Source organism: Streptomyces sp. OfavH-34-F, assembly GCF_022347745.1.
Classification (GTDB): Bacteria; Actinomycetota; Actinomycetes; order Streptomycetales; family Streptomycetaceae; genus Streptomyces.
This window is the reverse complement of the sequence record NZ_JAKRGC010000168.1, coordinates 1-13,041: the sequence shown is the minus strand read 5'-3', so window position 1 is coordinate 13,041 and position 13,041 is coordinate 1. Positions and strand designations below refer to the sequence as shown.

Here is a 13,041-nt window from a genome sequence, read left to right as displayed (position 1 = left end):
GCGCCGGTGGCCACCACGCTGCGGACGCCCGAGGGGGTGGACGCGGCCGGGCTGGTCGCGCGGGCGCTCGCCGGTGAGCCGTCGCTGCCGCTGATCGCGGGCGGGGGCGCGCTCTCCGGCGAGATGATCCGGGTCAACCACTACGGGGCGGATGCGACGCGCGGCGCGGTGCTCGCCTCGCTCGCGGCCCTGGGGTCGGCCCTCGCCGAGGCGGGCCGGCCGGTCGATCTGGAGGCTGCCCGGAAGGCCGTTGCGGAAACCTGGCCGAGCGCGTAAATCGCGGGTGTACGGAAGAATGCGGGGAGCTGCTTAATTCAGAGCAGCTCCCCGCATTCTTGTTCCCGCTTCTCACCGGACTAAACACCCTTGTTTCCAGGGAGTGTTCGCAGCGCATTCCGGGGCCGTGTGGAGAGAGAGTTACGGTCTTGTGACCGACTCCACACAGGCAGAGATTTGCCCGATAAATCCTGGTCGAATCGGAAGAAAACGCCGAGGGTTCGCGCTGGTGCGCGCACCCGCCTGATAACACAACGAGCGGCGCCACCCAACCCCTTGCGTCGATGCAATTTCGAAATTTGCTGGGTAAATTCAAATGCCATGACCGCCGCACCAGCAGATATTGCCCGTGCCCGAAGCGAATTCCTTACGATCGACACGCCACGAGTGGAGGACGGAGCCGCGATCTGGCGCATCGCCCGCGACTCCGAGGTCCTGGACCTCAACTCCTCGTACAGCTACCTGCTGTGGTGTCGTGACTTCGCGGCGACCTCCGTGGTCGCCCGTGACGAGACCGGTGCCCCGGTCGCCTTCGTGACGGGGTACATCCGGCCCGACCGTCCCGAGACGCTCGTCGTCTGGCAGGTGGCCGTCGACCACGGCCATCGCGGGACCGGTCTGGCGGCGAAGCTGCTGGACTCCCTGACCGAGCGCGTCGCCGCCGAGCAGGGCCTGAACCGGGTCGAGACGACCGTCACCCCGGACAACACCGCATCGGACCGCCTGTTCACCTCCTACGCCCGCCGCCACGACGTGGCCCTGGAGCGCGAGGTGCTCTTCGACGGCGGCCTGTTCCCCGAAGGCACCCACCTGCCGGAAGTGCTCTACCGCATCGGCCCGTTCCACGCCTGAGCGCGCGCTTCCCCCGCCGGGCCGCCGGCCCGCCGCAGCTTCCTTCAACGCCGCCCGTCACACCACCTCACGCAGGAGACCCGCTGTGACCATCACCCCGCCCGCCCTCAGTGTCTTCGAAACCCTGGAATCCGAGGTCCGGAGCTACTGCCGCGGCTGGCCCGCCGTCTTCGACCGCGCCCAGGGCGCCCGGCTGACCGACGAGGACGGCCACTCCTACCTCGACTTCTTCGCCGGCGCGGGCTCGCTCAACTACGGGCACAACAACCCGGTGCTCAAGCGCGCGCTGATCGACTACATCGAACGCGACGGCATCACGCACGGCCTCGACATGGCGACCACCGCCAAACGGGCGTTCCTGGAGACCTTCCAGAACGTCGTGCTGCGCCCGCGCGACCTCCCCTACAAGGTCATGTTCCCCGGCCCGACCGGCACCAACGCCGTCGAGTCGGCGCTGAAGCTGGCCCGCAAGGTCAAGGGCCGCGAGTCCGTCGTCTCGTTCACCAACGCCTTCCACGGCATGTCGCTGGGCTCGCTGGCCGTCACCGGCAACGCGTTCAAGCGGGCCGGGGCCGGCATCCCGCTGGTGCACGGCACGCCGATGCCGTTCGACAACTACTTCGACGGCCAGGTCCCGGACTTCCTCTGGTTCGAGCGGCTCCTGGAGGACCAGGGGTCCGGGCTCAACCACCCGGCCGCCGTGATCGTGGAGACCGTCCAGGGCGAGGGCGGCATCAACGTGGCCCGCGCCGAGTGGCTGCGCGCCCTCCAGGACCTGTGCCACCGCCAGGACATGCTTCTGATCGTCGACGACATCCAGATGGGCTGCGGCCGCACCGGCGGCTTCTTCTCCTTCGAGGAGGCCGGCATCACGCCGGACGTCGTGACGCTGTCGAAGTCCATCAGCGGCTACGGACTGCCCATGTCGCTCTGCCTGTTCAAGCCGGAGCTGGACGTCTGGGAGCCGGGCGAGCACAACGGCACCTTCCGGGGCAACAACCCGGCGTTCGTCACCGCCGCCGCCGCGCTCGACGCCTACTGGGCGGACGGCCAGATGGAGAAGCAGACGCTCGCCCGCGGCCGGCAGGTGGAGCAGACCATGCTGGCCATCTGCGGCGAGCACAGCAGCGCCCGCTTCCGGGGCCGCGGCCTGGTCTGGGGCCTGGAGTTCGACGACCCGGCGCGCGCCACCGCCGTCTGCGCCCGCGCCTTCGAGCTGGGCCTGCTGCTGGAGACCTCCGGCCCGCAGAGCGAGGTCGTCAAGCTCCTGCCGCCGCTCACCATCACCCCCGAGGAACTGGACGAGGGCCTGCGCACGCTGGCCCGCGCCGTCCGCGAGACCGCCTGAACCGCACGACCCGACGACCCCACCGTCGCAGAGAGAAAGGCACCCCACCGCTGTGATCGTCCGATCGTTCGCCGACATCGAGAACACCGACCGGCATGTGAAGGCCGCCTCCGGCACCTGGGAGAGCAAGCGCATCGTGCTCGCCCAGGAGAAGGTCGGCTTCTCGCTCCACGAGACCACGATGTACGCGGGTACCGAGACGTCGATGTGGTACGCGAACCACATCGAGGCGGTCCTGTGCGTCGAGGGCGAGGCCGAGCTGACCAACGACGAGACCGGCGAGAAGCACTGGATCACGCCGGGCACGATGTACCTGCTCGACGGCCACGAGCGCCACACGATGCGACCCAAGACGGACTTCCGCTGCGTCTGCGTCTTCAACCCGCCGGTCACCGGCCGGGAGGAGCACGACGAGAACGGTGTCTATCCGCTGCTGACCGAGGAGGGCTGAACCCATGACCACCGACGTACGCACCGACCTGTATCCCTCGCGCGGCGCCGCCGAGATGATCACCCCGCGCCAGGACCCGGTCATCTGGTCGGCGCCGGGCACGCCGGGCCCGATCACCGCCAAGGAGCTCCAGGACTACGAGCACGACGGCTTCCTCACCGTCGACCAGCTCATCGCCCCGGACGAGGTGGCCGGCTACCACGCGGAGCTGGAGCGGCTGATCGCCGACCCGGCCGTCCGCGCCGACGAGCGCTCGATCATCGAGCCGAAGTCGCAGTCCGTGCGGTCGGTCTTCGAGGTCCACCGCATCAGCGAGGTCTTCGCCCGGCTGGTCGCCGACGAGCGGGTGGTGGGCCGGGCCCGCCAGATCCTCGGCTCGGACGTCTACGTCCACCAGTCCCGGATCAACGTCAAGCCCGGCTTCGGCGCCTCCGGGTTCTACTGGCACTCGGACTTCGAGACCTGGCACGCCGAGGACGGCCTGCCGAACATGCGGACCGTGTCCGTGTCGATCGCGCTGACCGAGAACCACGACACCAACGGCGGGCTGATGATCATGCCCGGCTCGCACAAGTCGTTCCTCGGCTGCGCGGGCGAGACGCCGAAGGACAACTACAAGAAGTCGCTCCAGATGCAGGACGCCGGCACCCCGTCCGACGAGGCGCTGACGAGGATGGCCGACCGGCACGGCATCAAGCTGTTCACCGGCAAGCCCGGTTCGGCGACCTGGTTCGACTGCAACGCGATGCACGGCTCGGGCGACAACATCACCCCGTACCCGCGCAGCAACGTGTTCATCGTGTTCAACAGCGTGGAGAACGCCGCGCAGGAGCCGTTCGCGGCGCCGGTGCGCCGCCCGGAGTTCATCGGGGCACGCGACTTCACCCCGGTGAAGTAGGCCGCGCCGCACGGGCCTTGCGGGGGGTGGGACGGAGCAGCCGTCCCACCCCCCGCGGCATATCTCGGTGGACCCGGACGGGCCCGGCGGCCACAGTGGCCGCATGACATCCCATGTACAGCACATCACGATCGACTGCGCCGACGCCTACACCCTGGCGACCTTCTGGTCCGCCGTGCTCGGCGCGCCGCTCTCCGACGAGGACCACCCCGGCGACCCCGAGGCCCTGGTCGAAGCCCCCGGCGCCGCGCTCCTGTTCGTCACCGTGCCCGACAGGAAGCAGACCAAGAACCGCGTCCACCTGGACATCCAGCCCGACGACCGCAACCGCGACGAGGAGGTCGAGCGGCTGCTGGCGCTGGGCGCCACCCTGGTCGCCGACCACCGCAAACCGAACGGGCGGGGCTGGGCGACCCTGGCCGACCCGGAGGGCAACGAGTTCTGCGTGGAGTGCGGCGCGGCGGAACGGGCGGCGCTCCTGGGCAGGCGGCTGCCGGTCACCGCGGACGATGTGACCGAGGCCGTCCGGCTGGCCGTGGACACCCTCGGCGCCGCGGGGGGCGCCGACTGGAGCGTCCCGGCCGGCCCGCTGACGTGGAGCTGCCGGGAGACCGCGGAGCACCTGAGCGACGACCTGTTCGCGTACGCCGCGCAGCTCGGGCCGCGCACGCCGTCGGTCGAGTCGGAGGTGCCCTACCACTGGAGCCGGCGGCGCGAGGGCGGCCCGTGGAACGCGGTCTTCGCGGACCCGGAGGCGGGCCCGGCGGGGCTGCTCCAGACCGTGGAGGCGAGCGGCGCGCTGCTGGCCGCGATGGTGCGCACGGCCTCGCCGGCCCTGCGCTCGTACCACGGCTACGGGGTCTCCGACCCGGAGGGCTTCGCGGCCATGGGCGTCGTGGAGACCCTGGTGCACGCCCACGACATCGCCGCGGGCCTGGGCCTGGAGTGGGCGCCGCCCGCCGCGCTGTGCGACCGGGCGCTGGCCCGGCTCTTCCCCGACGCCCCGGACGACGCGGACCGGTGGACCGTGCTGCTGTGGTCCACCGGCCGCGCCGAACTGCCGGGCCGCGAGCGCGTCACCTCCTGGAAGTGGCGCAGCGCCCCGGCGGAGTGAGCGCCTCCCAGGAGGTGTCGGACGCCCCCTAGCGGTGGGAGAACCAGTTCGCCGCGGGCAGCAGCCTCTGGTCGTAGCCGAACAGGGCCTGGTTCTCCCAGGCGTTCTTGGAGGAGGGGTCGGCCGGGTCCCAGCCGCTGCCGCTGACGGCGGTCCAGGCCGGCTCCCAGTACACCGCGCCCAGGCCCCGGCCGCCGGGGACGGCCTCGACGACGTTCAGCACGTCGCGGAGGTTGGCCGCCTGGCCGGCCGGGGTGGCCGGGTAGCCGCTGACCAGCTGGTCGGCGGTGGCGACGTTGTTCTCCAGGCCGTCCGCGTCGGCGAGGGTGTGGGCGTAGGCCGTCTCGGCGACGAGCACCGGCTTGCCGTAGCGGGCGGCGGCGTCGTCCAGGTTGGCCTGGAGGTCGGAGAGCGGCCCGTGCCAGTAGCCGTAGTAGGAGAGCGCGACGACGTCGAAGGGGACGTGGTGGGCCACGGCGTTGTCGAACCACCAGCGGGTGCCCGCCTTGTCGCCACCCTTGGCGAGGTGCAGGGCCACCTTCGTCGTGGAGGAGACGGCCTTGGCCGCGTTCGCGCCGGAGGTGAGCAGCCCGGCGAGCTGGGACCAGTGGTCGGTGGAGCCCTCGGGCCAGAGCATGCCGGCGTTCAGCTCGTTGCCGATCTGGACCATGTCGGCGGTGGTGCCCTGCGCCTTGAGGGCGTTCAGGACGTCGTAGGTGTGGCGGTAGACGTCGTCGCGCAGTTGGGTGTAGCCGTGGCCGGCCCAGGCGGCGGGCTTGTACTGCTTGCCGGGGTCGGCCCAGCTGTCGGAGTAGTGGAAGTCGATCAGGGTCTTCATGCCCAGGGCCTTGGCGCGCTTGGCCATGGCCAGGACGTGGGCCTTGTCGTTGTAGCCGTCGGCCGGGTTCACCCAGACCTTGAGGCGGACGTAGTTCATGCCGGCGGAGCGCAGCAGGCCCATCGCGTCGCCTGCGGTTCCGTTCGCGCCGCGGTAGACGGCGCCGTGTGCCTCGTTCTTGGGGAGGGTGGAGAGGTCGCCGCCCTTCACGGTGAGGCCGGTGGCGCCCCTGGTGAGGGCGATGTCGTCGAAGTTGGCCCATTCCCCGGCGTGGGCATCGGAGTTGAGGCTGAGGGTGCAGCCGCCGCCGGTCACCTTCACGGAGGTGACCAGGCGTATCCAGGCGCCGTTGGGGGTGGGCGGCAGGTCGGTGCGCTGTTCGGCGCCGCCGCAGTTGCGCAGGGCGATGTAGGCGGAGTTCTGGCCGCCGCTGGAGCGCACCCAGGCGCTCAGGGTGTACGTGCCGTCGGCGAGGCCGGTGAGGTACTGGTACGTCTCCACCTTGTAGGCGGACGCGGACCAGTGGCTGAGCCGGGTGGTGCCGCTGCGGCCGCCGGCCTCGGTGAAGGAGGCGGAGTTCTGGCCGGTGGCGGAGTAGGTGGACCAGCCGGTGGAGCCGGACTCGAAGCCGGTGTTGACGGGGGTGGTGGCGGCGTGGGCGGGCTGGGCCGGGAGTGCCGCCAGCAGGAGGCCGGACAGCGAGGCCGCCAGCACCCCCGCTCTCTTCCTGCCGTGCGTGGTTCCGTACATCGTCGATGTCCCTTCGACCTGTGTGCGGGGGGTGCGGGGGAAGTGGGTGGTGCGGGTCCTCAGCCGTCGAGCCGGACCACGCGGACGGCGCCCGCCGGGACGGCGAGGTGTCCGGTGGCCGGTTCTCCGGTGAGGAGTTCGGTGCCGGGGGCGTCGAGCGGGACCTTCGCCGCGTCCTCGGTGTGGTTGATGGCGAACAGGTAGGTGCCGGCCTCGCCGGTCCGGGTGACGACCTCGACGTCGTGCGGGATGCCGGTGCGGGGGGCGATCCCGGCGTCCTCGCAGGCCCGTTCCAGGACGGTGTCCAGGGCGTCGCCGGTCAGCCGGGTGGAGACGTACCAGGCGGTGCCCCGGCCGAGGCGGTGGCGGGTGACGGCGGGCCGGCCGGCCGGGATGCCGTCGGCGTAGGACCACATGGTCTCGGCGCCGCGCGGGATCACCACGTCCGACCAGAGGTCGCCGGTGAGGTCGGGGCCCTCGGGGGCGCCCTCGGGGGTGATCAGGCGGACGGTCCCGCCCTCGCCGAGCGGCGCGAACTCCTCGACGGTCAGCCCCAGTACGTCGCGCAGCGCTCCCGGGCAGGGGCCGGGGTGCACGGCGTCGTTCGTGTCGACGATCCCGGAGAAGTACGAGACGACCAGGGTGCCGCCGCCCTCCACGTACCGGCGCAGGTTGCGGCCGGTCTCCTCGGTGGCGAGGTAGAGGGCCGGGACGACGACCAGGGGGTAGCCGGACAGGTCGGCGTCGGGGTGGGCGAAGTCGACGGTGAGGTGGCGGTCGTAGAGCGTGGCGTAGAAGGCGTCGGCGCGCTCGCGGGCGTCGTGGTCCTGGCTGGGGCGCCATTCCAGGGACTGCGCCCACCAGGACTGCCAGTCCCAGACCATGGCCGCGTCGGCGACGGTGCGGGTGGTGCGGATGCCGTCAAGCAGGCCGAGGTCGGCGCCGAGGCGGGAGACCTCGCGCCAGATCCGGGAGTCGGTGCCGGCGTGCGGGACCATCGCCGAGTGGAACTTCTCGGCGCCGCGCCGGGACTGCCGCCACTGGAAGAACATCGCCCCCTCGGAGCCCCGTGCCACGTGGGCGAGGCTGTTGCGGGCCATCTCGCCGGGGCGCTTGGCGGGGTTGCGGGGCTGCCAGTTGACGCCGCCGGTGGAGTGTTCGAGGAGCAGCCAGGGGGCGCCGCCCGCCACCGAGCGGGTGAGGTCGGCGGCCATGGCCAGGTTGACGTGGGTGCGGCGGCCGTCGGTGATCAGGTAGTGGTCGTTGGTGACGAGGTCGACCTCGCGCCCCCAGGCCCAGTAGTCCACGGACTCGCACTGGCTGAGCGCGGTCATGAAGTTGGTGGTGACCGGGATGCCGGGGGCGTGGCGGTGCAGGAGGTCGCGCTCCGCGCGGAAGTTGTCGCGCATGGTGGCGTCGGCGAAGCGGGCGTAGTCCAGCTGCTGGGCCGGGTTGCAGGCGGTCGGGGTGAGCCGGGGCGGGTCGATCTCGTCGAGGCTGCCGTAGCGCTGGCCCCAGAACGCGGTGCCCCATGCCTCGTTCACCGCCTCGACGGAGCCGTGGCGGTCGGCCAGCCAGTGGCGGAAGCGGACGGCGCAGTCGTCGCAGTAGCAGGCGCTGACCGGGACGCCGTACTCGTTGTGGACGTGCCACAGGGCGAGGGCCGGGTGGTCGGCGTAGCGGCGGGCGAGCCGTTCGGTGATGTCCGCGGCGGCGGCCCGGTAGGCGGCGTTGCCGTGGCAGATCGCGCCGCGTGAGCCGAACGCGTAGCGCACGCCGTCCCGGCGGACGGGCAGGGCGTCGGGGTGGGCGCGGTAGAACCAGGCGGGCGGGGCGACGGTGGGGGTGCCGAGGTCCGCGCGGATGCCGTTGACGTGCAGCAGGTCCAGGAGGCGGTCGAGCCAGCCGAAGTCGTGGCGGCCGGGTTCGGGCTCCAGCAGGGCCCAGGAGAAGATCCCGACGCTGACCATGGTGACCCCGGCCTCCCGCATCAGGCGCATGTCCTCGTGCCAGACCTCCTCCGGCCACTGCTCGGGGTTGTAGTCGCCGCCGAAGGCCAGCTGGCGCAGACCCTTCGGGGCGGTGGCGCGAGGGGGGTGCGGCATGGGTGTCTCCTGAGCGTTTGGGACGAGAACTGGGAACGTGCACACGCCCTCCCGGCGGCGCAAAGCCAACATAACCTCACAGCAACAACCATTGACAAGTGTCGGCTTCGTTTCTCTACTGTGAACGATCACAGCGCACAGCAGGCGCTGAAACCCTCGCTCTCGTCAGGGGAGACCTCCATGAAGTACCGCATGGTCGCGGCGTCCGCCGCCGCCTCGCTCGCCGCCACCGCCCTGCTCACGGGCTGCGGCTCGTCCGACGACGACGGAAGCGGCGACCGGGCCGCGTCCGGTCCCGTCTCGCTCACCTACTGGGCCTGGGCGCCCGGCCTGGACAAGGTCGCGGACCTCTGGAACGAGGGCGAGGGCAAGAAGGCCGGCATCAAGGTCACGGTGAAGAAGCAGGCGTCCGGCGACGACCTGGTCACCAAGATCATCACCGCCGCGAAGGCGCACAAGGCCCCCGACCTGGTGCAGGCCGAGTACCAGGCGCTGCCCACCCTGGTCTCCAACGACGTGCTCGCCGACATCTCGAAGGTGGCGGGCGACGCGGAGAAGGAGTTCGCCCCGGGCGTCTGGCAGCAGACCACGCTCGGCTCGGACGCCCTGTACGCGCTGCCGCAGGACTCCGGGCCGCTGATGTTCTACTACCGCCAGGACCTGTTCAAGAAGTACGAGCTGTCCGTGCCCACCACCTGGGACGAGTTCGCCGAGACCGCCCGCGCGCTGAAGAAGAAGGCGCCGGACAAGGACCTCACCACCTTCTCCTCCAACGACTCCGGCCTCTTCGCCGGCCTGGCCCAGCAGGCGGGCGCCCGGTGGTGGACCCCCTCCGGTGACACGTGGAAGGTCGCCATCGACGACCCGGCCACCCGCAAGGTCGCCGACTTCTGGGGCGGCCTGGTCAAGGAGGGCGCCATCGACAACCAGCCCATGTACACCCCGGCCTGGAACAAGGCGCTCAACACCGGCAAGCAGATCGCCTGGGTCAGCGCCGTGTGGGCGCCGGGCACCCTGACCACCGCCGCCCCGGACACCGCGGGCAAGTGGGCCATGGCCCCGCTCCCCCAGTGGAAGGCCGGCGACAACGTCACCGGCAGCTGGGGCGGCTCCTCCACGGCCGTCACCAACGACTCCGAGCACCAGGAGGCCGCGGCCACCTTCGCGAAGTGGCTGAACACCGACCCGGCCGCGCTGGCCGCCCTGGTCAAGGAGAGCGGCATCTACCCCGCCGCCACCGCCGCCCAGACCGGCGGCGCGCTCGCTAAGCCGCCGGCCTACTTCTCCAACCAGCCGGACTTCTACACCACCGCCGCCGAGATCGCCAAGGGCACCGCCCCGGCGGCCTGGGGCCCGAACGTGAACGTGGCCTACTCCTCGTTCAAGGACAACTTCGCCGCGGCGGCCAAGGACCGGGCCCCCTTCGGGCCGGCGCTCACCGCGATGCAGGAGGCCACCGTCGCCGACCTGAAGAAGCAGGGCTTCGGAGTCTCCGAGTGACACGCGCCCGCCGCCGGAAGCCGTACGGGGTCAAGAGCGCCCCGTACGCCTTCCTGATCCCCGCCACCGTGCTCTTCCTGCTCTTCTTCGCCCTGCCCATCGGCTACGCGCTCTACCTGAGCCTGCGCCGGACCGAGGTCAGCGGCCTGGGCCTGGGCAAGGGCGCCCGCGAGGAGGTGTGGGCCGGGTTCGCCAACTACCGCGAGGCCCTGTCCGACTCCGAGCTGCTGCACGGCGCGCTGCGCATCCTCGGCTACGGCATGATCGTCGTCCCGGTGATGCTCGGGCTCGCCCTGCTCTTCGCCCTGCTGCTGGACACCGAGCGGCTGCGGATGCGCGGCTTCTCCCGGCTGGCGATCTTCCTCCCGTACGCGATCCCCGGCGTGGTCGCCGCGCTGATGTGGGGCTTCCTGTACCTGCCGGACGTCAGCCCCTTCTACTGGGTCCTGGACAAGGCGGGGCTGCCGCAGCCGGACCTGCTCGACGGCGGTCCGCTGTACCTGGCGCTGGCCAACATCGCGGTCTGGGGCGGCACCGGCTTCAACATGATCGTCATCTACACCTCGCTGCGGGCCATCCCCGCCGAGATCTTCGAGGCGGCCCGCCTCGACGGCTGCTCGCAGCTCCAGATCGCGCTCCGGATCAAGATTCCGATGGTGGCACCGTCGCTGGTGCTGACCTTCTTCTTCTCGATCATCGCGACCCTCCAGGTGTTCAGCGAACCGACCACGCTCAAGCCGCTCACCAACTCGCTCTCCACCACCTGGAGCCCGCTGATGAAGGTCTACCAGGACGCGTTCGTCAACAACGACATCTACGCGGCGGCGGCCCAGGCGGTCATCATCGCCGTCGTCACCCTGGCCCTGTCCTTCGGCTTCCTGCGGGCGGCCAACTCCCGTACGAAGCAGGGGGATACCCAGTGACCACGCTCTCCGCCGGCCGCCCGGCGGCCCGGCCCCGCCGGCGCTTCGCCCTCGTGCCCACCGCGGCACTGCTGCTGGGCGCCGTCTACTGCCTGCTGCCCGTCGCCTGGATCGTCGTCGCCTCGACCAAGTCCGGCGGCGAGCTGTTCTCCACCTTCACCTTCCTGCCCGGCACCGGGCTCGCCGACAACGTCGCCGACCTGTCCGCGTACCGGGACGGGGTGTACTGGAGGTGGATGGCCAACTCGGCCCTGTACGCCGGGGTGGGCGCGCTGCTGTCCACGGCCGTCTCCGCCGTCTCCGGGTACGCGCTGGCCGTCTACCGGTTCCGGGGCCGGGAGACCCTCTTCAACATCCTGCTCGCCGGGGTCCTGATGCCGCCGGTCATCCTGGCGGTGCCGCAGTACCTGCTCATGGCGAAGGCGGACCTGACCGACTCCTACCTGTCGGTGATGCTGCCGGTGATCCTCTCCCCGTACGGGGTCTACCTCGCCCGGATCTACGCGGCGGCGGCCGTGCCGGGCGACGTGATCGAGGCGGGGCGCATGGACGGCGGCGGCGAGCTGCGGATCTTCCGCACGATCGCCCTGCCGATGATGCTGCCGGGCCTGGTGACCGTCTTCCTCTTCCAGTTCGTCGCGATCTGGAACAACTTCCTGCTGCCGTACATCATGCTCGGCGACGACGAGAAGTTCCCGGTCACGCTCGGCCTGTTCACGCTGCTCCAGCAGGGGGCCACCACCCCGGCGCTCTATACGCTGGTGATCACCGGGGCGCTGCTGGCGATCGTCCCGCTGGTCGCCCTGTTCCTGGTCATCCAGCGGTTCTGGAGCCTCGACCTGCTCTCCGGGGCCGTAAAGTCCTGACGGGCCCCGCCAGGACGTCACTTGATGAAAGATCACGCACCATGAGCCGCACAGAACAGACCGGATCGGGACGCCGACGGCCGCCGACCATCCATGACGTGGCGCGGGAGGCCGGGGTGTCGCGCGGCACGGTCTCGCGGGTCCTCAACGGCGGCCACAACGTCAGCCCGGCCGCGCTGGAGGCGGTCAACTCGGCGATCCGCAAGACCGGTTACACGGTGAACCGGCACGCCCGCTCGCTGATCACCGGCCGCTCGGACTCGGTGGCGTTCCTGCTGACCGAGCCGCAGGAGCGGTTCTTCGAGGACCCGAACTTCAATGTGCTGCTGCGCGGCTGCACCAGCGCGCTCGCCGCGCACGACATCCCGCTGATCCTGATGATCGCGGGCACGGAGGCCGAACGGCGCCGCAACATGCGCTACATCGCCGGCCACGTGGACGGGGTCCTGCTGGTCTCCAGCCACTCCGGCGACCCGGTCGCCGCCCGGCTGCACGAGGCCGGTGTCCCCCTGGTCGCCTGCGGGAAGCCGCTCGGGCAGGGCTCCAAGGTCAGCTACGTGGCCGCCGCCGACCGGGACGGGGCCCGCGAGATGGTGCGCTTCCTGTACGAGTCGGGGCGCCGCCGCATCGGTACGGTCAGCGGCCCCCTGGACACGCCGGGCGGGGTGGAGCGGCTGGCGGGCTACCGCGAGATGCTGGCCGACTGCGGGCTGCCCGCCGACGACGCGCTCATCGTGCCGGGCGACTACAGCCGGGCCGGCGGCGAGGCGGCGGCCTCGCTGCTGCTGGAGCGGGCGCCCGACGTGGACGCGGTGTTCGTCGCCTCGGACCTGATGGCGCAGGGGGTGCTCGCCGCGCTGGAGAAGGCCGGGCGCGGGGTGCCGGACGACGTCGCGGTGGGCGGCTTCGACGACTCCCCGGCGGCGCTCGCCTCGCGGCCGGCGCTGACGACGATACGGCAGCCGTGGGACCGGATCAGCTCCGAGATGGTCCGGGTGCTGCTGGCGCAGATCGGCGGGGAGGACCCGGCCGCGGTGATACTGCCGACCGAACTGGTCCGCCGCGACTCCGCCTGACGCGGCGGCCCGCGGCCCGCGGCGCACGGCGGCACGCGGCGGGC

11 protein-coding genes and 1 pseudogene are annotated in these 13,041 nt (G+C 71.3%); 10 read left to right on the top strand and 2 right to left on the bottom strand.

Annotated elements, in window-relative coordinates:
- The 6 genes and pseudogenes from MHW47_RS22265 to MHW47_RS22240 form a co-directional block, all read left to right on the top strand.
- Positions 1–276 (top strand): annotated as a pseudogene (locus MHW47_RS22265) (alanine--glyoxylate aminotransferase family protein); the annotation flags it as partial.
- A 387-nt stretch (positions 277–663) separates the two neighbouring features.
- On the top strand, positions 664–1,128 hold the full coding sequence (gene ectA, locus MHW47_RS22260; RefSeq protein ID WP_239225561.1) for a diaminobutyrate acetyltransferase: 465 nt from the start codon (positions 664–666) through the stop codon (positions 1,126–1,128).
- 85 nt (positions 1,129–1,213) lie between these two features.
- Complete coding sequence (ectB, locus tag MHW47_RS22255) at positions 1,214–2,476, top strand: diaminobutyrate--2-oxoglutarate transaminase (RefSeq protein WP_239225560.1); 1,263 nt, start codon at positions 1,214–1,216, stop codon at positions 2,474–2,476.
- Between the two features lie 52 nt (positions 2,477–2,528).
- Positions 2,529–2,927 carry an ectoine synthase gene (locus MHW47_RS22250; RefSeq protein ID WP_239225559.1) on the top strand — a complete coding sequence of 133 codons (399 nt, stop codon included), beginning with the start codon at positions 2,529–2,531 and terminating at the stop codon, positions 2,925–2,927.
- Positions 2,928–2,931: 4 nt separating this feature from the next.
- Entirely contained in the window at positions 2,932–3,825 is an 894-nt protein-coding gene (thpD, locus tag MHW47_RS22245) for an ectoine hydroxylase (protein ID WP_239225558.1), read from the top strand.
- A 103-nt stretch (positions 3,826–3,928) separates the two neighbouring features.
- Positions 3,929–4,939, top strand: coding sequence for a VOC family protein (locus MHW47_RS22240; RefSeq protein ID WP_239225557.1), 1,011 nt, complete (start codon positions 3,929–3,931; stop codon positions 4,937–4,939).
- 28 nt (positions 4,940–4,967) lie between these two features.
- Here the strand turns inward: MHW47_RS22240 and MHW47_RS22235 are convergent, their stop codons facing one another.
- Positions 4,968–6,527, bottom strand: a complete 1,560-nt coding sequence (locus MHW47_RS22235; protein WP_239225556.1) for an arabinogalactan endo-1,4-beta-galactosidase — start codon at positions 6,525–6,527, stop codon at positions 4,968–4,970.
- Between the two features lie 59 nt (positions 6,528–6,586).
- On the bottom strand, positions 6,587–8,632 hold the full coding sequence (locus MHW47_RS22230) for a beta-galactosidase (RefSeq protein WP_239225555.1): 2,046 nt from the start codon (positions 8,630–8,632) through the stop codon (positions 6,587–6,589).
- 180 nt (positions 8,633–8,812) lie between these two features.
- Between MHW47_RS22230 and MHW47_RS22225 the strand changes: the two genes are divergently transcribed.
- Genes MHW47_RS22225 through MHW47_RS22210 form a run of 4 tightly spaced genes read left to right on the top strand, consistent with a single transcriptional unit; the run spans position 8,813 to position 12,997 of the window.
- Entirely contained in the window at positions 8,813–10,132 is a 1,320-nt protein-coding gene (locus MHW47_RS22225) for an extracellular solute-binding protein (RefSeq protein WP_239225554.1), read from the top strand.
- Positions 10,129–11,055, top strand: coding sequence for a carbohydrate ABC transporter permease (locus MHW47_RS22220; protein ID WP_239225553.1), 927 nt, complete (start codon positions 10,129–10,131; stop codon positions 11,053–11,055). Before MHW47_RS22225 ends, MHW47_RS22220 begins: the two co-directional genes overlap by 4 nt.
- Positions 11,052–11,921 (top strand): carbohydrate ABC transporter permease, encoded by an 870-nt coding sequence (locus tag MHW47_RS22215; protein ID WP_239225552.1) that lies wholly within the window; start codon positions 11,052–11,054, stop codon positions 11,919–11,921. Before MHW47_RS22220 ends, MHW47_RS22215 begins: the two co-directional genes overlap by 4 nt.
- 41 nt (positions 11,922–11,962) lie before the next feature.
- Positions 11,963–12,997 carry a LacI family DNA-binding transcriptional regulator gene (locus MHW47_RS22210; RefSeq protein ID WP_239225551.1) on the top strand — a complete coding sequence of 345 codons (1,035 nt, stop codon included), beginning with the start codon at positions 11,963–11,965 and terminating at the stop codon, positions 12,995–12,997.
- Positions 12,998–13,041 lie beyond the last annotated feature (44 nt).

Excerpts from the sequence above, each read along its gene's own strand:
- MHW47_RS22235 (WP_239225556.1), bottom strand. The coding sequence starts at position 6,527 with ATGTACGGAACCACGCACGGCAGGAAGAGAGCGGGGGTGCTGGCGGCC.
- thpD (WP_239225558.1), top strand. The coding sequence starts at position 2,932 with ATGACCACCGACGTACGCACCGACCTGTATCCCTCGCGCGGCGCCGCC.
- MHW47_RS22230 (WP_239225555.1), bottom strand. The coding sequence starts at position 8,632 with ATGCCGCACCCCCCTCGCGCCACCGCCCCGAAGGGTCTGCGCCAGCTG.
- MHW47_RS22210 (WP_239225551.1), top strand. The coding sequence starts at position 11,963 with ATGAGCCGCACAGAACAGACCGGATCGGGACGCCGACGGCCGCCGACC.
- MHW47_RS22240 (WP_239225557.1), top strand. The coding sequence starts at position 3,929 with ATGACATCCCATGTACAGCACATCACGATCGACTGCGCCGACGCCTAC.
- MHW47_RS22225 (WP_239225554.1), top strand. The coding sequence starts at position 8,813 with ATGAAGTACCGCATGGTCGCGGCGTCCGCCGCCGCCTCGCTCGCCGCC.